Genomic DNA, 19,150 nt, shown 5'->3' on the forward strand with positions numbered 1-19,150 from the left:
GTGCAAGTGGTTGCGTATGCAGTTCATTGTGGCGTATGACGGGCCATTCGCAGAGCATGAGAAAATTTTTGTGAATCTGCCAAGGAGAATCACTATGACAACGGCGCTTGAAACGATACCGCGCGAGGAACTTGCGCTGCGCTGGCAGCGTTGCCGCGAGGCCCTTGCGCAGATGGCCCCCGAGGCGGGCGGCTTTTTGGCAACGTCGCGGACGGCCATCTATTGGCTGTCCGGCTCGTGGATGAACGGCCTGTTCTGGCTCCCGCGCGAGGGGGAGCCCGTGCTCCTTGTGCGCAAGGGTATGGAGCGGGCGCGGCTGGAATCGTCCGTTGCCGCCATGGCGCCATACCGCAGCTACCGCGACATAGCCGGGGCGGTGGCGGAATGCGGGGGCACGCTGGCATCGACGGTGGCCGTGGAAATGAACGGCCTGCCGTGGACCATGGGCGACAAGCTGCGCTCGGCCCTTGCGAGCGTCACACTGCTGCCGGGAGACGCCGCGCTGGGCTACGCCCGTTCGCGCAAGACGGCGTGGGAGCTTGCCAAGATGCGTCTGTGCGGCGAGCGGCACAACTTCGCCCTTGCCGAGGTGCTGCCGGAGATGCTCCACGCGGGCATGACCGAGCGGGAGGTCTCCCACGCGGCGTGGAACGTCTTCTTCGAGCTTGGGCACGGCGGCCCCCTGCGTATGGGGAATCCTGGCGAGGAGACGTTTCTTGGGCATGTGGCGGCTGGAGACAGCGGCAACTACCCCAGCGTTTTCAACGGTCCCCTTGGCCTGCGCGGCGAGCATCCGGCCATTCCTGTCATGGGCTACGCGGGCAAGGTGTGGAAGCGGGGCGAAGTGCTCGCCTGCGATATTGGCTTTTGCCTCGAAGGGTATGTGACGGACAAAACGCAGGTCTACTTTGCCGGAACGCCGGATGAGGTGCCTCAGGCCGTGCGCGCGGGGCATGAGTTCTGCAAAAACGTGCAGGACTGGCTGGCCGAAAACCTGCGCCCCGGCGCCATCCCCGAAGACCTCTATATGCACTGCGCCGCGTGGGCGGAGCGCGAGGGGCTTGCTGGTGGATTTATGGGCCTTGGTGCCAACAAGGTGCCCTTTGTGGGGCACGGCATCGGGCTGGTGATTGATGAGTTTCCGCCTGTGGCGAAAAAGGTCCGCACGCCGCTGGAGGAGGGTATGGTCCTCGCGCTGGAGCCGAAGTTTGGCATCCCCGGCGTTGGTATGGTGGGTGTGGAGAATACCTTTGAAGTCACTGCAGATGGCGGCGTCAGCCTGACCGGTGACATGCACGACATAGTGTGCATTGATTCGTAGCGGCCCGCCTGTCTGAGTGCGGCTGGGGACTGACGGAACAAAAAAGGGCGCGGAACATTCCGCGCCCTTTGTGCGTTTGGTGACGGGGCAGGGCTACGGCGCGCCAAGAGCTTCGGCCAGTGCGGCGTCCATTTGCGACTCCGTGAAGATATCGCGCAGGACCACGGGCCGTGTAGCGTCCTCACCGGCCGGGAAGATGGCCACCACGGGAATGCTCTGACTGCCCAGACTGCGCAGCAGGGCCATGGCCTCGGGGTTCGATTCCGTCAGGTCCGCCTGCATGAAGCTGACGTTCCATTCCTCAGTCCAGCGCGTCAGGTTGTCGTTTGTGAGGGTGGTCTTTTCCAGAGCCTTACAGTTAGGGCACCAGTCGGCGGTGAAGTCCAGAACGATGGGCGTTTCGCCAAGGGCGCTCTCGAAGGCCGCGGGGGTGTAGCCCAGCCAGGGGGTTGGCGCTGCGGGCCGCATAAGCAGCGGCCAAGCGATGAGCACCAGCGCCACAGCTACACTGCGGATGGACCAGCGCTTGATGCGCGACTGGGACAGGTTCGTCCACTTGCCCCACATCCATGCGGCCACAGCCACAACCCACAGCAGAGCAAGGGCGCTGATGAGCCATGCCTCGGGAATAATGCTGAGCAGGTAGACGCACGTTGCCATAAGGAACAGCCCAACGCCTGCCTCAAGGTAGCGCATCCAGCCGCCGGGACGTGGAAAGTGCGTGGCAAGGCCGGGGCGCAGCGCCATAAGCAGGAAGGGCGAACTCATGCCAAGGCCGATACTCAGGAAGACTGCGGCAATGACCACTGGCGGCTGGAGGAGCACCCAGCCCAGTACGCCGCCAAGAAACGGTCCACTGCATGGGGTAGCGAGCAACGTGGCAAGAATGCCTGTAAACATCGCCTGCATGCGCGGATTGCCCGACGGGTTGGTGGTTTTGAGGTCTACCACCGGCAGGTCAAAGACGCCGAACAGTGACAGGGACAGGGCAAAGACCACGGCGGTAGCGCCAAGCACCAGTCCCGGCTGCTGGAACAGCTGTCCCCACGCCAGCCCAAGGGCGCTAAGCACAGCGGCCAAGAAGCCAAAGTAGAGCAAAATGCCAAGGGAGAAGAACACGTTGTGTTCGCGGAACGCGTGGATGCGTTGGGCCTCGTTTTCCGCACCTGCGCCGCCCAGCAGGGCGGAGACCTTGAGGCTGACCACCGGCAGAACGCAGGGCATGAAGTTGAGGATGAACCCGGCGATAAAGGCAAAGATGAGCGCTTTGCCAATGCTGGTGACCTCCAGCCCGGGGCTAAAATAGCGCGGCTGGAACTCTGGCGCAGGGGCTGGCTTCGCGTCACCGGTCAGCGACAGGACAGGGGAGGGCGCCGCAATGTCGCCGGCCGCCGGGTCGCCGCCTTGGGCAAGGCTGGTATACAGGGGCCACCAGACGGCACTCTTGGCGCTGGGGAGGTCCGCGGGGGCGGCCGTGCTCAGGTCGAGGGTGATGTCCGTATTAATAGGGCGACAGTTGATGTCCGAACACAGCAGCGCGGACAGCCGCCCCGAGAGTGGCGCGTCGGCATGCTCCACCACCTGTGCGGGAAGGGGCACAAAGATGGGCGTTTCGTGCTCGTAGACGAAAACTGTTTTGGACGGGTCGTAGATGTCGTTTTGTTTGTCGCCGGGAGGATACAACGCCGGAAGCGGCTCTTCACCTTCCACCGCCATGGTCAGGGTTGTGGGCAGCCCCGTGTCGCCGGCGGGATTGCCATAAGCATGGGTGCCGGCAGGAGGAGTGATCCACAAGACGGCAAGGAGCGTGCTTTGGCTGTCTGACGGCATGGAGTACAACTCCCATCTGTACGGGAGGGGAGCCTCGTCAGCATGCGCCGGAGCAGCGGCGACGGCCAAGGATGCGATGATGAAAAGCGCGGCAAGAAGCGGCGCGATGGAGCGAAATGTGGTGTGTTTCATAGTTTTCAAAGTAATTTGAAAAAAAACCGTTGACAAGTTTTGTCCAAAAGAGCACTTTCCACCTCGCTTGAGCGGAAACGCGAAAGCCCCCAATACGTGGGCCATTGGCTCAATTGGTAGAGCAGTGGACTCTTAATCCATTGGTTCGGGGTTCGAGTCCCTGATGGCCCACCACGTACATCCAAGGCGCAGCCGAAAGGCCGCGCCTTTTTTTGCGTTACGGCCATGTCGTCTATGCCGCACCCGTTTTGCTCCGCAGGCTTAAGGATTTCATCCTTAAGAATCCTGTTCATACGCCACGTCTCCCACGACCTCTACGGCTGCAATCATGCCCACACGTCAGCCTTGAGCAAGAGGGGCCACTCACCTAAGGCCCGGCAACGCCTGTACCCCTTTTGGGGGGCTGGCTTCCAGACCCAAACCTCGGGATTCTTAAGCAATCGTATTGGCAATCAAGCGTTAAGTGCAGGATCCCAAGGTTTTCCCGTCCGTAAAATCGCATTACAAATCACGAGAAGCTTCCTTGCACAGGCAGTGAGGGCGACCTTTTTAGGTTTGCCCGCATCGCAAAGACGCTGGTAGAAGGCTCGAATTGCAGGGTTCCAGACAGTCGCTGAGATTGCGCTCATGTAAAGGGCGCTACGTACTTTTATTCGCCCACCCCAAACGCAGCGTTGCCCCGTTTTCTTGCCGCTATCCCTGTTGAATGGAGCCAGGCCTGCCAGAGAAGCTGCTTGCTTCGGCGTTAACGTCCCCAACTCAGGAAAGAAAGCAAGAAGAGTCGCAGAGGTTACAGACGAAATCCCTTTCATGGTTTCAAGCAAAGTTGCCTTGTCACAAAAATCTTTGTCACTGAGAATGTGTTTCTTGATTTCAAGTGACAAGCTCTTTTCTTGCGTTCTCAGAGTCGCAATAACGTCTTCAATGTAAGGGCGCACATCAGACGAAGCTCGCTGCAAGCGAACGCGCTCCCGGGAAAGGATTTCGACGACCTGCCGGCGACGGTTAACAAGAGCTTCCAGCTTACGCTGAGTTGCCCGGACTTTTTGATTTTCCCGGACAGGGACGACTTCCCCAAACTGAACAAGAACAAGAGCATCAATACGATCCGTCTTCGCCAACACTCCGAGGCTCCGGGCAAAGTCACGCACACGGCGAGGATTCACAACAGCGACGGGAATGCCTTGCTCCATCAAAAAATCTGCGGCGTCAGACTCATATCCACCTGTCGCTTCCACGATGACGAGCTCAACATTATGCGCTTCTGCCGTCTCAACGATTTGCTGAAAACCCAAAGGGTTATTTTCAACAGTGGACGTGCTGTCGTCACCAGAAATGGCGACATCAAGCTTGGCCTTCGATACGTCAATGCCCATGGTGCGTTTCATCGTAGTTCACTCTTCCTTGCAAATTCGAGCTTTGTGCTCTAACAATCATTCGAGTTTGTACTACATATTGCGGCGACCCAGCTTAAGAACGAGCTCGTAACTCAAGGGCGTACGGTCTGCCGCAACAGCCGCCTTCATGCCAGTCATGGAGGCGGCTTTCTTTTTTCTCCGCCTTTGGCTTGAGGGTCAATATACAAGGGGGCGCACCCCTTAAGTCGCCGAAGGCAACCTCTTGAATCGTGCGATACGACCACGTCGTCTGTGCCGCACTCGTTTTGCTCCGCAGGCTTAAGGATTTCATCCTTAAGAATCCTCTTCATACGCCACGTCTCCCACGACCTCCACGGCTGCAATCATGCCTACACGCCAGCCTTGAGCAAGGCGGTCCACTCGCCCAAGGCCTGGCAACGCCTGCACCCCTTTTTTGGGGGCTGGCCTCCAGACCCAAAAACCTCGGGATTCTTAAGGGGTGGCACCCCTTAAGTCGCCGAAGGCAACCTCTTGAACCTTGCGTTACGACCATGTCGTCTGTGCCGCACCCGTTTTGCTCCGCAGGCTTAAGGATTTCATCCTTAAGAATCCTCTCCATACGCCACGTCTCCCACGACCTCCACGGCTGCAATCATGCCCACACGCCAGCCTTGAGCAAGGCGGTCCACTCGCCCAAGGCCTGGCAACGCCTGCACCCCTTTTTTGGGGGCTGGCCTCCAGACCCAAAAACCTCGGGATTCTTAAGGGGTCGCACCCCTTAAGTCGCCGAAGGCAACCTCTTGAACCCTGCGATGCGACCACGTCGTCTATGCCGCACCCGTTTTGCTCCGCAGGAGGGGGGGGGCGGTGCGTAGAGAGAAAAAATGGGAAAAGATAAAAAAGGCGTTGACAAGGAGGCGAGTGCGGCATAAATACGCTCTCGCTTCGACGGACACCGTCGAATTCCCCATATATGTGGGCCATTGGCTCAATTGGTAGAGCAGTGGACTCTTAATCCATTGGTTCGGGGTTCGAGTCCCTGATGGCCCACCACGCAAGTAAAAAGGCGTTACCTTCCGGTAACGCCTTTTTTTGCGTTCTGCGTGCGGTAGCGGGCTGTTAAAAGGAGTACCGAACGCCGAGTAGCACTTCGTGCAGGGCGCCGTCGGCATCAAGGGTGTAGCCGTTGACGTGGAGCTTGGCCTTGCCGATGTGGACAAAGCGGTAGCCGAAGTCCACGGTCCAGTCATCGTTGATGGCGTAGGCGCAGCCAGCGCCTGCATTCCAGGCAAAGTTCGTCACTTCGTCCGAAAAGGTGCCGTTTTCCTCCTGAATAAAGGGCGGGACGACGACGCGGAGTGTTCCGTCCAGCTCCGCTTTGATGATGGCGACGCCTGCCCCAACGCCAACGTATGGCGTGAAGGCCGATTCGTTTTCAAAATCGTAATAGACATTGGCAAAGAAGGTTTGGGCGTTGCATTCCACGTCAACGTCCCACTGCACGGCCTTATGCATTTTGGAGCCGTGATGATACCAGCTGGTAAACGACCGGTACATGTATTCCGCCTCAATGCGGACGGGGTAGCCAATGTCGTCCTTCAGGGATCGGCCAATGGCAATGCCTGCGGCAAACTCCGTGTCATAGACATCGTCCATTGCCAAATCCACGTAGGGGACATCATGGGACTGCACATTGTCGTAGGACATGGCAGCGATACCTGTCTTCAAGCTGACATAATTGTTCCCTGCTGCATACGCAGGTGTGAGAAAGACTGTGAACCCTAGTAAAAGGGTCAGATAAATGAAGCGCATCGTAAGCTCTCTTGTGTGTGAAAAGTGGCGAATGCCAGTGTTAAACAGACCGCACGCTAGCTTTTGGCGCCACTAGCAGAGAGGTGAAAAGCATGAAAAGAGAGAAGTGAAATTATTGATAGAGTCTTCTTTTGCGCGCGCAGATAAAGGGGATGTATTGAGGGGCGGTGAGAATTGAAAAGTGGCGTGGTTTGGGACTTTTCACATATTTTGGACGTGTGGATTTACGACAAGAAAAAAAGATAAAGACGATGAAATAGATATTTTGGGAGGGATGCTTGGGCCCGCGCAGTCCCTTAATGTATTTCAGACAGCCTTTGTAGCTAAAAGGACTCTGTGGTCTGGTAATGAGCAACGTTTGTGGGGGAAATTTTTTTTGCGAATCATTTTGAGGATTGTGAGCAAAGAATATAGCAGGATTCAACTGAGAAAGAGAACGTGAATATCTGTGAAAACCCTTAATCCATCGGTGGTGGCATGTTTCTAGATGGGTGGTTCTTTTTGACACACAGTAAGAGGACGTCTTGAGGAATATGTTTTTCATACAAGGTAGGAGGAGTGAGGTAGCGTTCACAGTCATTTCTTTATGTCTTAAATGTGAAAAGATCAGTGCAACAGGGTGCGTCGGTGCACGCTGGCCCTGTGCCTGTAGGAAGGGTAGGAGGTAGGGAGGTGCCCCGGTTTGCAGCCAACCGCCCGCAACGCTAGGGGAAAAAGGAAAAAAGTTTGTGGCCGGTGTTGACATTGGGTGGCCACAGGCATAAAAGCGCACTCGCTTCGGCGGACATGCCGACGAAATGTGGGCCATTAGCTCAATTGGTAGAGCAGCTGACTCTTAATCAGTTGGTTCGGGGTTCGAGTCCCTGATGGCCCACCATTATGACCTTGCAAGCGCGACGGGAAACCGTGGCGCTTTGTTTTTTGGGGCAGGAAGCTGAGGGCCGCTTGCCGCCATCGTGGGGCCCTCGTCCGTTGCAGGGCGTCGCCGTATGGAGCGCCAAGGGCGCTCTCTCGCGGTGCATTCTCGGCGGCCATTGGCCAGTTGTCGCGGTGTGACGGGGATATGACGAAAAAATGTCGAAAGTGAGTTGACATCCCCCGTGGTGGAGGTTTAAAAGCTTCTCGTTCCGGCGCACAGCGCAGGAAAAATATGGGCCATTAGCTCAATTGGTAGAGCAGCTGACTCTTAATCAGTTGGTTCGGGGTTCGAGTCCCTGATGGCCCACCACTTCGCTTTTCAGGCGTTACGATATATCGTAACGCCTTTTTTTGTACCCTGTGCCCGTGGCCAGCATGAAGGGAGGACGCATGCGTATTATGTTGACTGTGCTGTTTATTGCGCTGCAGGTGCTGGACGTGTGGTCCACGCGCAGCATCCTTGCCCGTGGCGGGCGGGAGAGGAACCCCGTGATGCGCGCCCTTATGCGTGTGTGCGGGCGCTGGTGGTGGGTGCCCAAGCTGGGTTTTGCCATCCCCTGCGGCGTGTATCTTGGCTTTGTGGATGGCTGGGAAGGGCCGGCTTTGCTCGTTTTGTGCGACCTCCTCTATATTTGGGTGGTGTGGAATAATATGCGCCAGTTCCCGCAGGGGCGCCGCGCCCTGAAAGCCCTGCGCCTGCCGCAGTAGCCGCTCCGGCGCGCGGTTGGGCGTTGTCTTTTTATCCAGACGGGCTATTCTGGACGAAGAAGTGTTCGAGGCCGTGGTTCCACGCTGCACGACAGGGAGCAAAGGAGGAGCGCTCCGTGGCAAGGCGCTGCATGAGCCTGCGGGAGATAGCCCGGAAGCTGGACATACCGTCTTCGACTGTTGCGTCCTACAAGGACAGGTTCGGCGACTACATCCCCTTTGAGCGCGACGGCAACAGGCGGGTGTATCCGCCCGTGGCGCTGGACATTGTCCGCGAGATACGCCGCGCGTCCGAGCGTATGGCAACAACGGATGAGGTCGAGCGCCACATTGCCGCGCACTATGCGGATATCCTTGCGGCAGCGGAAGGCGGCTGCCAGTGCGCCACGCCGGACTTCACAGCGTTTTTGTCCCGTGTGGTGGAGCGTATGTCCTGCTTGCTGCGGCGGCAGTGCGAGGGCGGCGAAGGAGCGCCCGTGCAGGCCCGGGACGTAGAAGCCCTGCGCAAGGAAGTGGCCGCCCTGCGCAAGCAGGCCGGAAGCGCCAATGGCTCGGAGCGCCGTATCGGCCGCCTGAGGGAGCAGAACTCCCGCCTCAAGGCCGAAAAGCGCGAGCTGGAGCAGCTACTGCTCAGCGCCATTGGTACCGGCGCAACGCGCGGCAAGGCGCCCCCCTCATCGTTTTTGGACCTGCCCCTTGTCATCCGCTCGTCGGAGGGCGAATACCTTGGCGTTTTGAGCCGGGGACGGCGGCGGTTCAACGTACGGAAGTTCTTGACGCATGTGCGGCGGGGGGCTGGTGGCGGACGCACGGTGAAGGTGCAGTGGACGCGTGGCGAGGACCACTGGCAGCTGACCGTCCAGCTTCGGGGGAACTCGGGAGAAGGGCGCGAATATGTTATGCACCTTGCCGAAACGCTGACGCCCATGCGCAACATTGTGGCGTGCCTTGGAGCCATGGCCGTGGATGGGCAGGAGGTGCCCCCCCGCTACATGGTGGACTTTTTCCGCCGCATCCGCGACGAATTCGCTTAACCGCGCCGCAGCTTTGCACCTTTCGCGATGCGCCGAGCTGTGCTAGGTTCGGACAACCTTTTTGGCACCACAGAGCCCGCAGACGATGAGGTAGCGATGACAGCACACAAGACCTGCTCGTTGACGGAACATACTCCAGAAATCATCCGGTCTCCCGAAGACTACGTTCCCATAGTTGGCGAGGAACGCGTGCAGGAGCTTGTACGCCTTGCCACCCCCTTGCAGGGGAAGGGATGGGCGAACGTCAACTCCGCCCTTGTCGGTGGCGGCGTTGCGGAATTGTTGCGCGCCAGCGTCCCCCTTGCCCGTGGGCTTGGGCTGGATGCGCGGTGGTACGTTATGGAGGGCGGGGAGGACTTCTTCCGCGTCACCAAAAAGTTCCACAACATGCTCCAAGGCCAGCATGAGGAATTGGAGCTGGAGGAAATCTTCGGCGCCTACCTTGGCACCATCGACGACAATGTGCGCAACGCCTTCATCACCTCGGACCTTGTGGTGGTGCACGACCCACAGCCCGCAGCCATGGTTATGAACGGCATTATCTATGGCAACGTCATTTGGCGCTGTCATATTGATACCTCGGACCCCGCGTCCGTGGTGTGGCGCTTTTTGCTGCCGTATATCAACCACTGCGCCGGGGCCATTTTTACCATGCCGGAGTTCGTGGGGGCGGGCCTGCATGTGCCCGTGTATCAGATTATGCCCTCCATCGACCCGCTGTCGGACAAGAATATCGACCGCACGCCGGATGAGGCGCGCGACGTGCTCCAGCCCATCTTCCTCAAGGCGGGCATCGACCCGGAGCGTCCCATCTTTGCGGCCATCTCGCGGTATGACATCCATAAGAATCAGGCCACGGTTATCGACGCGTTCAAGGCCTTTGTAGACGCGACGTCCTATGACCCGCGCCCGCAGCTTGTCTTCCTTGGCAATACGGCGGAGGACGACCCGGAAGGCGACGGCATTCTGGAGGGCCTCACGGAGCGCGCGGACGGCCACCCGGATATCTTTTTCCTTGCCAATGTGGAAAACAACGACGCGGTGGTTGGCTCCCTGCTGGATGTGGCCGAATGTTTCATCCATGTGCCCACGCGTGAAGGCTTTGGGCTGGTGGTGACCGAGGCACTGTGGCACCGCACAACGGTTATTGGCTCCCGTGCGGGCGGGGTGGTGGCGCAGGTGCGCGACGGCCAGACGGGCTTTGTGACCGACCCGCTGGATACGGACGGCATTGCCAAGTCCATGCACGATGTGATGGAAAAGACGGACCTGTGTCAGGGCCTGTGCGAGGCCGGGCGTGCGCATGTGCGGGAGTTCTTCCTGCTGCCGGAGCAGATGCGGCGGTACCTGCTGCTGATGCGCTATTACGCCCATGTAGACCGCATTCCGCCGGACTTTAGGCTGTCGGATTTGACCTACAGCGAGCTTATCGGGGCCATGCGCCCGCGTCCGCCGTTCTTCCCGGATTAAGGACGCCCGGTGCGCTCCCAAGAAGTGTGCGCGGCCTGCCGTTTGCGGTGGGCCGCGTTTGTTTTCTGGGAGAGCCGGGTGGATTCGGGGCTTGATTCATGGCGGCCCACTCGTCTATTGAGAGCATCGACGCACAACGAAGCAACACGCATAACCGGAGACGAGGCAACAATGCTCGAACACTCCTTTTGTCATATCCCCCGCATTGGCGTGGGGACGGAAGAAAAATATTGGTTGAACGGGCTGGCCTCGTGGGACGACATCATGCGGCCCGAGGCAGAACGCGTGCTTGGCTCCAAGGCGGGGTGGGTGCGCCAGCATGTGGAGACATCGCGCCAGCACCTGCTGGCCGGGGACGCGCTCTTTTTTCAGCAGGGGCTGCCATCGGCGCAGCACTGGCGGCTGTTTCGCGCCTTTCGCGAGCATGCGGCCTACGTGGATATAGAAACCACGGGCCTGACCTTTGGCGAGGACCATATCACCAGCATTGCCCTGTACGGGCATGGCGAGGTGAAGACCTACGTCTATGGCCGCAACCTTGAGGACTTTCAGGACGACATTCGGGACTTTTCCCTGCTTGTCACCTACAACGGCAAGACCTTTGACGCGCCCTTCATCGAGCGGACCTTTGGCATGAAGCTCAATATGGCCCACCTCGACCTGCGCTATATTCTCAAAAAGCTGGGCTTCACTGGCGGGCTGAAAAAGTGCGAGCAAGCCGTTGGCATTGGCCGAGACGACCTTGACGGCGTGGACGGCTACTTTGCCGTGCTGCTGTGGAATGAATTCCAGCGCACGGGCAATGAGGATGTGCTGGAAACACTGCTGGCCTACAACGCGGCGGACGTGGTGAGCCTTGAAGTGCTGCTGACCCATGCGTGGAATGAGCTTGTCAGCGCCACGCCCTTTGGCAGCCGCAGCGGGATGCGCCTTGCCCCGCCCATGTCTCCGGACGTGCCGCATACGCCCTCGCGGAACGTGGTGGACGCCCTGCGGCGTAAGTATTGCGTTCCGGCGTGGTAAACGCGGCGCTCTGCTGAACAGAAATGACGAAAGCCCCCAAAAGGGGGCTTTTTTGTTGGCATGATGTGGCCGGGAGGGGCGTTGACGCCCGTACGGGGCAGGCGACCGCCTGAGGCTAGGCGACCTGGTCCACAATGGCGCCGGTATGCATTTCCGGAACCTGCGGGACGTCGAAGGGCTGGGGGATGGTTTGCACCCCTTCGGGGATGCGTACTTGTCCCGCACCGGGGACCACCACATGACCACTGCCCGGAACGCTGACTTCGCCGCCGCCCTCAACCGTCACATATCCTGCGGGCGAGCCGCGCACTTCGCCGCCCGGGAGCAGGGTGACGTTCGGCCCCGTAACGGGTTGTGATACCGCGGGCGGGGCAGGGGTGATATCGTCGGCGAGGTAATATTCCATACCCAGAATATAGGAACTGCCCCGCGCAAGCGCAAGGCTCTCGTGGCTGAAAATGCCCGTCCGGCGGCGCTTTTTGATTATTCTCCAAGTATGCCGATGAGCGCCGCCCCCGCAAACATAATGCTCGCCCCAGCAAGGCGGGCGCGAATATTGGTCTCGCCAAGGAAATACTTGCCGAAGATGACGGCGATAACCACGCTAAAGCGCTTGATGGCAATCATATACGCGGCTTTCGCAAGGATGATGGCGAGGTTGTGGGTGACCACCTCGCCAAGCAGGCAGCCGCCACAGAGCAGTGCCGGACCGGGGCGCTTTCGCACGGCGGCAAGGGGGAGGCGGCGCAGGAGGGCGAGGCCCGCCACCGCGCAACAGGCAAAGGCGGCAAAGAACAGCGTCGCGAAATAGACCGGGGAGGAGAGTTCGATACAGCGCTTTCCCAGCACGGTGGAGAAGCTGTAAAGGATGGAGGCCACAAGCATGCTGCGCGCGCCGACCTCATTTGAAAAGGCGCGGAGCGGGGCGGCAAGGTCGCGGCCCATGGCGGGCGGAATGTTGAGGACGTAGCTGCCACAGACGATAAGCGCTACACCGCATGAGCCCCAGACATTGGGCAATTCGCCAAGGATGACGTTGCCCGTCAGCAGGACGAATGCGGGGGTAAACGCAAGGTAGGGCATGGTGACGGACAGTGGCGAGAGGTTCACCGCGCGCATGTGCAGGTAAAATCCGGCGGCGTTGATGGGCAGGCACAGGAGGAAAAAGGTCCAGAAGCCGTCCTGCAGGGGCGGCGCGGGCGTCAGCATAAAGATGAGCACAAACAGCGGCAGCCCCATCATCAGCGGAATGCCCGCCATTTCCAGCGGCGGCAGGGTGGAGAAATGCTTGCGCAGAACCGTTGCCACCGCCGCATTCATGACGGCGGTGGTCAGAGACAGCGTGAGCCAGGGCATGACGCCTCCGGGCTTAGGGGGTGTGCGGTTCGTCCTTGCCGTTACCGGGGCTGTCGTAGGTGTATTCGAGGAGTGTGCCGTCCGGCGCCAAAACAGCCTCAAGGGCAAAGGGCGCGTCGCGCTCGCCGATGAGCCGCCGGAGCACGGGGTTATTGGAGTAGAACCGGGCGTCGGTGAAGGTGAGCACCTGCTCCGGCGAGCGGGTGGAGCGCGCCACAACGGGCCACGCCGCAAACCAGTTCCACGTGCGGAACATGGAGACCTTTTCGCCAAGGCGGGCGAGGACGCTGCGGTCCGCCTTTTCAAAGTTCGTAAAGTGCAGGTCGTCCTCTGCGGCGGTGAGCACGCAAATGCTGGCCACGCGGATGCGCTCGCCGTCATCGACGATGAGCTTCCAATACACGGGGGAGAACGGATCCGTGGTGACGGTGGCGCTTTCGTAAGCGACGTCATGCTGGCGCAGCAGGCTCGGGACCATGGTCTGCACGGTGTTTTTGACGCCAATACAGCACAGCGGATACACAATGACAAAGGCCAGACCAATGACGCCAAGGCGCCGCGCGCAGTTGCGCGAGCGGATGGACGCCACCAGCAGCGCAAGCATGGTCAGGGTGTAGAACGGATCAATGATGAATACCCCGGCAATTTCGAAGCGCGTATCCGAAAGGGGCGCAAGCAGCTGGGTGCCGTAGGACGTAATGAGGTCCAGAAAGATGTGGAGCATGATGGCCCCGTACATGGCCGCAAGGGCGCGCATGGCGCTGACGTCGCGCCGGAAGAGTTTCCACACGCCAGCGAGCACAAGGGCCTGCACTACGGCCCCGAACACGGAGTGCGTGATGCCGCGGTGGTACAGCAGATACTGCTCCGGACTGAGGCCGACAAAGTTGTCGATATCCGGAATCCACGCGGCGAGGATGATGAAGAACGCGGCAAGCCGTCCGGGAAAGGTGCCCCGGAAGGCGCGGGCCATAAGCGCGCCGGAGGTGATGTGCGTAACGGGATCCATGTCTTATGCGTACTTCACCCACCAGTCCTGTGCAAGACGTTCGTTGTCAAAGGCGGGATGAGTGCGTAAGGATGAGCGTTCGACATTCCATCAGAACGCGATGAGGTAACAGACTATGACGACACAGCAAAAGGCCGTGGATGCGGTCATTTTTGATTTTGGGGGCGTGCTTGCCGAGGAAGGGTTCTTCCAGGGCCTCGCCCATATTGCCGAGGTGGCGGGCAAGGACCGCGAACACGTGGCCGAAACCGCCGTGGATATTGTCCGCAAGGACGGCTACGGCGAAGGCCGCATTGATGAGGCCGAATTTTGGCGCAGATTCCGCGAGCGCACGGGCGTTTCCGGCTCCGACGCCGACCTGCGCGAAGAGCTCCTCTCCCGTTTTGTGCCGCGCGGGTTCATGTTTGCGGCTGTGGACAACCTGCGCAAGGCCGGGTACAAGGTCGCCATCCTCAGTGACCAGACCAACTGGCTGGAAGAATTGGAGGAGAGACACTCGTTCTGCAGCAGGTTCGACGTGGTCCACAACTCGTGGAAGACCGGCGTGACCAAAAAGGACACGGCGGCCTTTACCGGCATGCTGGACGCCCTTGGCGTGGCCCCGGAGCGGGCGGCGTTCATCGACGACCACGGTGGGCACATCCGCCGTGCGCGCGCCCTTGGCCTGCATGCCATCCACTACACGGACCGCGAATCCTTTGAGCGTGAACTTGCCAACCTTTGCCCCGAAGCCGGGACTCACAAGGACTAAGGATTATAGTATGAAGAAGCCTTCCATTGGTATGAGCCTTGAGGGAATGCCCATCTTTGGGCTTTGCGTCCTGCTGACGCTTGTCCTTGCCATTTGCGAACTGCCGTTTTTGGCGCTTATCGCATTTATTTTGACGGCGTTCGTCGGCCACTTTTTCCGCGACCCTGAGCGCGTGGTGCCGCAGGACGACGGTGTGGCCGTCTCCCCCGCGGACGGCAAGGTCTGCAAGGTCTCGCGCGAGGCAGACCCCATCACCGGCGAGGAGCGTCAGGTGGTGTGCGTGTTCATGAACGTGTTCAACGTGCACGTGAACCGCATCCCCGTTACCGGCACCGTCAAGAAACTGCTCTACATTCCCGGCAAATTCTTCAATGCCTCGCTGGACAAGGCCTCCAAGGATAACGAGCGCCTCGCCATGGGTGTGGAGGACGAAGACGGCAACCACTGGACCGTGGTGCAGATTGCTGGGCTTATCGCCCGCCGCATAGTATGCTGGGCCGAGGAAGGCGACTCCCTCAGCCGAGGATCCCGGTATGGCCTGATCAAATTCGGTTCGAGGCTTGACGTCTATCTGCCGGAAGATTATGTATCAGATGTTTACGTCGGTCAGACAGTTTGCGCTGGGCAAACCGTTCTGGCCAAGAAAAAGCAATAAGATAAGGTGATTGGTACAATGCACGCCGAAGCGCCCAAATCTCCCAGAAAGGGAGTCTACGTTCTGCCCAACCTCTTTACCACGGCTAGCCTGTTCGCGGGTTTCCTTGGTATTATGTGGGCGTTCGAGGGCCGCTTTGAGCACTGCGCGCTGGCCATCCTTATCAGCGCGGTGTGCGACGGCCTCGATGGCAAGGTTGCCCGTTTGACGGGAACCTCCAGCGACTTCGGCGTGCAGTATGACTCCCTTGCCGACCTTGTCGCCTTTGGCGTCACTCCTGCCGTTACCGTGTATTTGTGGGCCTTGCAGGACTTTGGCCGCCTTGGTCTCATGGCGTCCTTCCTCATTGTCGCGTGTGGGGCATTGCGCCTTGCGCGGTTCAACTTGGCTGCGCCCACGGCTTCCAAAAAGTATTTCATCGGCCTTGCCATTCCGGCGCAGGCCTGTACCTTCGCGACCCTTATTCTGTTCGCTCCGTACGTTCCCGAGGCGTATGCGAAGGTCCTCCCCATCTTTACGTTGGTGCTCGCCTACGTGCTGTCCTACCTGATGGTCAGCCGCGTGCGCTACGTGTCCTTCAAGGAATATGGTTTCCTGAAGGCGCATCCCTTCTCCTCCGCCGTCACCGTCACGCTCCTGTTTGTGCTGGTGGCTTCGGAACCCAAGGTGCTGGGCTTCGTATGCATGTTTGGCTACGTGGTCTCCGGCCCTATCCTCAGCCTCCTGCTCCTACGCCGTTCCGGCGCGCTATGCGGGGCTTCCAGCAAGCTCTCGTAAAAAGAATCTCCGTATTCCCGGCCCAGGCGGAGGGTTGTCCGTCCTGAGCGACTACGGCACGCCGGAGTAGTGCATCCATAGGATGTGAATCTCTGGCCGGAACGCACGTACACACTCTTCTTGCTCCTACCAGATAGGCTTGTCTATTCTGGGTAAGGGACGTCTTTGACAGAGCAGACAGGAGGATCATCATGTCCGACCGAGTCTTTATCTTTGATACTACCTTGAGGGATGGCGAACAGTCGCCCGGCGCGACCATGAACTTGCGCGAAAAGCTCCGTATCGCACGGCAGCTGGAGGCCATGGGCGTCGACATCATTGAAGCCGGTTTTCCGGCGGCCAGCGAAGGGGATTTCTGCTCCGTCCGCTCCATTGCGGAAACGGTGAAGCAGTCGCAGGTCGCAGGACTCTGCCGCGCCATGCCAGCGGATATCGACCGCGCATGGGACGCCATCCGCGCCGCCGCGCACCCGCGCATCCATACCTTTATCGCCAGCAGTCCGGTGCATATGAAGCACAAGCTGAACAAAACCCCGGACGAAGTGCTGGATATGGCGATGAAGGCCGTCCGTCACGCCAGCCAGTATACCACCAATATTGAATTCTCCGCCGAGGACGCCTCGCGCTCGGATTGGGAGTTCCTCGCCAAGCTGACGCAGTCCGTTATCGACTGCGGCGCTACTACCGTGAACATCCCGGACACGGTGGGCTATTCCCAGCCCGATGAATTCGCGGAACTCATCCGCTATTTGTTGAAGAATGTGCCCAACGCGCACAAGGCGGTTTTCTCCGTGCATTGCCATAACGACCTCGGCCTTGCCGTGGCGAATACCATGGCCGCAATCCGCGCCGGCGCGCGGCAGGCGGAGGTGACCCTCTCCGGCATTGGCGAGCGCGCGGGCAACGCCGCCTTGGAAGAGGTGGTGATGAATATCAACACCCGCCCCACCATCTACAAGGTGACCACAGGCATTGACGCGGAAAAGCTCTTTCCGGCCTGCCGCCTGCTCTCGCATGTGATTGGTCAGCCCATCCCGCCCAACAAGGCCATCACCGGTGCCAACGCCTTTGCGCATGAGTCCGGCATCCATCAGGACGGCGTGCTCAAAAACCGCGAGACCTATGAAATCATGACGCCGGAGAGTGTGGGCCGCGCCGGGACGGATATGGTCCTTGGCAAACACTCCGGCCGCCACGCCATCAACCAGAAGCTGGAAGAGCTGGGCTACCGCCTTTCTGCCGAGGATGTCACCATGGTGTCCGATGCGGTAAAACGCCTCGCCGACATCAAGAAGACCATCTATGATGAAGACGTGGAAGCCATTGTGCTGGAGGAAATCTACAGGATTCCCGACAAGTTCCGCCTCATGCACCTGACCACACATTCCGGGACAACTGGTGTGCCCGCAACGGCTGCGGTCATAATGGAGGTAGACGGACAGGAGCGAAAACTGGCACAGTTCGGCGTCGGTCCTGTGGATGCCACATTTAACACCATTGCCGAGATTGTGGGCGTCAGCCCGGTTTTGGAGCGGTTCCACATCAGCGCCATCTCCGGCGGCACGGACGCCCTTGGCGAGGTTACGGTGAAAATACGTGATGGAAAGCGCACCGCCGTCGGTCGCGGTGCGGACCCGGATATCATTATTGCCAGCGCACGGGCGTACATCAATGCCATGAACAGGTTGGCCAAGAAGACGGAGGAGACCACGGAATGCCCCGCACCTTAGCGCAGAAGATATTGCAGCGCGCCACAGACGAAACCGTTGGCGAGGCCGGGCAGATTGTCCGATGCAGGGTGTCCCTCGTCCTTGCCAACGACATCACCGCCCCCCTTGCCATCAAGTCCTTTCGCGCCATGGGCGCGGACGCGGTGTTCGATACGGACCGGGTCGCCCTTGTGTGCGACCATTTTACCCCCAACAAGGACATCGACTCCGCCGAACAGGTCAAGGTCGTCCGCGAGTTTGCCACCGAGCAGGGGCTGACGCACTTTTACGAGGGCGGCAACGTCGGCGTCGAGCACGCCCTGCTGCCCGAGCTTGGCATTGTCGGCCCCGGTGACGTGGTCATCGGTGCGGACAGCCACACTTGTACCTATGGCGGCCTTGGGGCCTTTGCCACGGGCATGGGGTCCACGGATATCGCCGGGGCCATGGCCCTTGGGGAAACGTGGTTCAAGGTGCCGCCCACCATCCGCGTGGAGGTGGAAGGCGAACTTGGCGAGCACGTGCAGGGCAAGGATATTATGCTCCGCCTGCTGCGCGAGATTGGCGTTGCCGGCGCGCTGTACCGGGCGCTGGAATTCGGCGGCTCCACGGTGGATGCTCTGTCCGTAGAGGGCCGCATGACCATTGCCAATATGGCTATTGAGGCAGGCGGCAAGGTTGGTTTGTTCCCGGTGGATGAGAAGACCCTTGCCTACACCCGCGCGGCGGGCCGCCCAGCGGACGAGGCCATGACAACCGACCCCGGCGCGGAATATGAGCGCGTGGTCCATATTGATGTGAATGGCATGGAACCGCAGGTTGCTTGCCCGCATCTGCCCGAGAATGTGAAGCCCGTGAGCGAAACTTCCGGCGTTGCTGTGCATCAGGCGGTTATTGGCTCCTGCACTAACGGCCGCATAGAGGACATGCGCGAGGCCGCCGCCATCCTGAAGGGGCGCAAAGTGAGTTCCCGCGTGCGCTGCATTGTGCTTCCCGCCACTCCGGGCATTTGGAAGCAGGCACTGGACGAGGGCCTCATTGCCACCTTCATGGACGCCGGATGCGTGGTGGGGCCGCCCACCTGCGGGCCGTGCCTTGGCGGGCACATGGGCATCCTTGCTGGAGGGGAGCGCGCCATCGCCACCACTAACAGGAATTTCAAGGGCCGCATGGGCAGCTTGCAGTCCGAGGTCTTTCTCGCCAACCCCGCCGTGGCCGCCGCCAGCGCCATCGCCGGGGAAATCATCGACCCGTCGAAGCTGTAGACGGTACAGACAGGGAAACAGG

General features: G+C 59.8%; 16 protein-coding genes and 4 tRNA genes. 14 read left to right on the forward strand and 6 right to left on the reverse strand.

Translation table 11 applies throughout. The annotated features are described in order from the left end of the window. Positions 1–94 precede the first annotated feature (94 nt). The gene (locus ACYQ2T_RS05200) at positions 95–1,321 is read left to right on the forward strand and encodes a M24 family metallopeptidase (protein WP_459899005.1); all 1,227 of its coding nucleotides are present in this window, start codon (positions 95–97) and stop codon (positions 1,319–1,321) included. Positions 1,322–1,414: 93 nt separating this feature from the next. Here the strand turns inward: ACYQ2T_RS05200 and ACYQ2T_RS05205 are convergent, their stop codons facing one another. Further along, positions 1,415–3,283: a protein-disulfide reductase DsbD family protein gene (locus ACYQ2T_RS05205; protein ID WP_459899007.1), complete on the reverse strand. Its 1,869-nt coding sequence runs from the start codon at positions 3,281–3,283 to the stop codon at positions 1,415–1,417. A 98-nt stretch (positions 3,284–3,381) separates the two neighbouring features. Here ACYQ2T_RS05205 and ACYQ2T_RS05210 point away from each other — a divergent pair. Next, positions 3,382–3,457: transfer RNA gene (locus tag ACYQ2T_RS05210), tRNA-Lys, on the forward strand. 278 nt (positions 3,458–3,735) lie between these two features. Here ACYQ2T_RS05210 and ACYQ2T_RS05215 read toward each other — a convergent pair. Beyond that, entirely contained in the window at positions 3,736–4,659 is a 924-nt protein-coding gene (locus ACYQ2T_RS05215) for an IS110 family RNA-guided transposase (protein ID WP_459898067.1), read from the reverse strand. Between the two features lie 959 nt (positions 4,660–5,618). On the opposite strand from ACYQ2T_RS05215, the gene ACYQ2T_RS05220 reads away from it, so the two are divergent. Continuing rightward, positions 5,619–5,694, forward strand: a tRNA-Lys gene (locus ACYQ2T_RS05220). 66 nt (positions 5,695–5,760) lie between these two features. Here the strand turns inward: ACYQ2T_RS05220 and ACYQ2T_RS05225 are convergent. Beyond that, positions 5,761–6,453 carry an outer membrane protein gene (locus tag ACYQ2T_RS05225; RefSeq protein WP_459899009.1) on the reverse strand — a complete coding sequence of 231 codons (693 nt, stop codon included), beginning with the start codon at positions 6,451–6,453 and terminating at the stop codon, positions 5,761–5,763. Between the two features lie 801 nt (positions 6,454–7,254). Between ACYQ2T_RS05225 and ACYQ2T_RS05230 the strand changes: the two genes are divergently transcribed. From ACYQ2T_RS05230 to ACYQ2T_RS05255, 6 genes are all read left to right on the forward strand, one after another. Continuing rightward, a tRNA-Lys gene (locus ACYQ2T_RS05230) sits at positions 7,255–7,330 on the forward strand. Positions 7,331–7,605: 275 nt separating this feature from the next. Further along, positions 7,606–7,681: transfer RNA gene (locus tag ACYQ2T_RS05235), tRNA-Lys, on the forward strand. Between the two features lie 80 nt (positions 7,682–7,761). Further along, positions 7,762–8,079 (forward strand): DUF5658 family protein, encoded by a 318-nt coding sequence (locus tag ACYQ2T_RS05240; RefSeq protein ID WP_459899011.1) that lies wholly within the window; start codon positions 7,762–7,764, stop codon positions 8,077–8,079. A gap of 116 nt (positions 8,080–8,195) precedes the next feature. Continuing rightward, positions 8,196–9,113 (forward strand): MerR family transcriptional regulator, encoded by a 918-nt coding sequence (locus ACYQ2T_RS05245; protein ID WP_459899013.1) that lies wholly within the window; start codon positions 8,196–8,198, stop codon positions 9,111–9,113. Between the two features lie 96 nt (positions 9,114–9,209). Next, complete coding sequence (locus ACYQ2T_RS05250; protein ID WP_459899015.1) at positions 9,210–10,583, forward strand: glycosyltransferase; 1,374 nt, start codon at positions 9,210–9,212, stop codon at positions 10,581–10,583. Positions 10,584–10,754: 171 nt separating this feature from the next. Then, a complete protein-coding gene (locus tag ACYQ2T_RS05255) occupies positions 10,755–11,606 on the forward strand; it encodes a ribonuclease H-like domain-containing protein (RefSeq protein WP_459899016.1) in 852 nt (283 codons plus the stop codon). 115 nt (positions 11,607–11,721) lie between these two features. Here ACYQ2T_RS05255 and ACYQ2T_RS05260 read toward each other — a convergent pair whose 3' ends face one another. The 3 genes from ACYQ2T_RS05260 to ACYQ2T_RS05270 form a co-directional block, all read right to left on the reverse strand. Continuing rightward, entirely contained in the window at positions 11,722–12,012 is a 291-nt protein-coding gene (locus ACYQ2T_RS05260; RefSeq protein ID WP_459899017.1) for a hypothetical protein, read from the reverse strand. 77 nt (positions 12,013–12,089) lie between these two features. Then, positions 12,090–12,962 carry an EamA family transporter gene (locus ACYQ2T_RS05265; RefSeq protein ID WP_459899018.1) on the reverse strand — a complete coding sequence of 291 codons (873 nt, stop codon included), beginning with the start codon at positions 12,960–12,962 and terminating at the stop codon, positions 12,090–12,092. Between the two features lie 13 nt (positions 12,963–12,975). Further along, complete coding sequence (locus ACYQ2T_RS05270; RefSeq protein WP_459899019.1) at positions 12,976–13,971, reverse strand: metal-dependent hydrolase; 996 nt, start codon at positions 13,969–13,971, stop codon at positions 12,976–12,978. A 115-nt stretch (positions 13,972–14,086) separates the two neighbouring features. On the opposite strand from ACYQ2T_RS05270, the gene ACYQ2T_RS05275 reads away from it, so the two are divergent. The 5 genes from ACYQ2T_RS05275 to leuC all read left to right on the forward strand — a co-directional run bounded on the left by ACYQ2T_RS05275 (position 14,087) and on the right by leuC (position 19,128). Next, positions 14,087–14,722 (forward strand): HAD family hydrolase, encoded by a 636-nt coding sequence (locus ACYQ2T_RS05275; RefSeq protein ID WP_459899021.1) that lies wholly within the window; start codon positions 14,087–14,089, stop codon positions 14,720–14,722. A gap of 10 nt (positions 14,723–14,732) precedes the next feature. Next, the gene (locus tag ACYQ2T_RS05280) at positions 14,733–15,377 is read left to right on the forward strand and encodes a phosphatidylserine decarboxylase family protein (protein WP_459899023.1); all 645 of its coding nucleotides are present in this window, start codon (positions 14,733–14,735) and stop codon (positions 15,375–15,377) included. Positions 15,378–15,395: 18 nt separating this feature from the next. Then, positions 15,396–16,154 carry a CDP-diacylglycerol--serine O-phosphatidyltransferase gene (gene pssA, locus ACYQ2T_RS05285; protein WP_404844398.1) on the forward strand — a complete coding sequence of 253 codons (759 nt, stop codon included), beginning with the start codon at positions 15,396–15,398 and terminating at the stop codon, positions 16,152–16,154. 191 nt (positions 16,155–16,345) lie between these two features. Further along, on the forward strand, positions 16,346–17,884 hold the full coding sequence (locus ACYQ2T_RS05290) for a 2-isopropylmalate synthase (RefSeq protein ID WP_459899024.1): 1,539 nt from the start codon (positions 16,346–16,348) through the stop codon (positions 17,882–17,884). Continuing rightward, a complete protein-coding gene (leuC, locus tag ACYQ2T_RS05295; RefSeq protein ID WP_459899026.1) occupies positions 17,869–19,128 on the forward strand; it encodes a 3-isopropylmalate dehydratase large subunit in 1,260 nt (419 codons plus the stop codon). Before ACYQ2T_RS05290 ends, leuC begins: the two co-directional genes overlap by 16 nt. The last annotated feature ends 22 nt before the right edge of the window (positions 19,129–19,150 follow it).

This window comes from Desulfobaculum senezii (genome assembly GCF_054657395.1).

What these genes read in the sequence shown, in the direction of transcription:
- ACYQ2T_RS05200 (WP_459899005.1), top strand. Translation starts at nt 95, where the DNA reads ATGACAACGGCGCTTGAAACGATACCGCGCGAGGAACTTGCGCTGCGC.
- ACYQ2T_RS05205 (WP_459899007.1), bottom strand. Translation starts at nt 3,283, where the DNA reads ATGAAACACACCACATTTCGCTCCATCGCGCCGCTTCTTGCCGCGCTT.
- ACYQ2T_RS05215 (WP_459898067.1), bottom strand. Translation starts at nt 4,659, where the DNA reads ATGGGCATTGACGTATCGAAGGCCAAGCTTGATGTCGCCATTTCTGGT.
- ACYQ2T_RS05225 (WP_459899009.1), bottom strand. Translation starts at nt 6,453, where the DNA reads ATGCGCTTCATTTATCTGACCCTTTTACTAGGGTTCACAGTCTTTCTC.
- ACYQ2T_RS05240 (WP_459899011.1), top strand. Translation starts at nt 7,762, where the DNA reads ATGCGTATTATGTTGACTGTGCTGTTTATTGCGCTGCAGGTGCTGGAC.
- ACYQ2T_RS05250 (WP_459899015.1), top strand. Translation starts at nt 9,210, where the DNA reads ATGACAGCACACAAGACCTGCTCGTTGACGGAACATACTCCAGAAATC.
- ACYQ2T_RS05255 (WP_459899016.1), top strand. Translation starts at nt 10,755, where the DNA reads ATGCTCGAACACTCCTTTTGTCATATCCCCCGCATTGGCGTGGGGACG.
- ACYQ2T_RS05260 (WP_459899017.1), bottom strand. Translation starts at nt 12,012, where the DNA reads ATGGAATATTACCTCGCCGACGATATCACCCCTGCCCCGCCCGCGGTA.
- ACYQ2T_RS05265 (WP_459899018.1), bottom strand. Translation starts at nt 12,962, where the DNA reads ATGCCCTGGCTCACGCTGTCTCTGACCACCGCCGTCATGAATGCGGCG.
- ACYQ2T_RS05270 (WP_459899019.1), bottom strand. Translation starts at nt 13,971, where the DNA reads ATGGATCCCGTTACGCACATCACCTCCGGCGCGCTTATGGCCCGCGCC.
- ACYQ2T_RS05275 (WP_459899021.1), top strand. Translation starts at nt 14,087, where the DNA reads ATGACGACACAGCAAAAGGCCGTGGATGCGGTCATTTTTGATTTTGGG.
- ACYQ2T_RS05280 (WP_459899023.1), top strand. Translation starts at nt 14,733, where the DNA reads ATGAAGAAGCCTTCCATTGGTATGAGCCTTGAGGGAATGCCCATCTTT.
- pssA (WP_404844398.1), top strand. Translation starts at nt 15,396, where the DNA reads ATGCACGCCGAAGCGCCCAAATCTCCCAGAAAGGGAGTCTACGTTCTG.
- ACYQ2T_RS05290 (WP_459899024.1), top strand. Translation starts at nt 16,346, where the DNA reads ATGTCCGACCGAGTCTTTATCTTTGATACTACCTTGAGGGATGGCGAA.
- leuC (WP_459899026.1), top strand. Translation starts at nt 17,869, where the DNA reads ATGCCCCGCACCTTAGCGCAGAAGATATTGCAGCGCGCCACAGACGAA.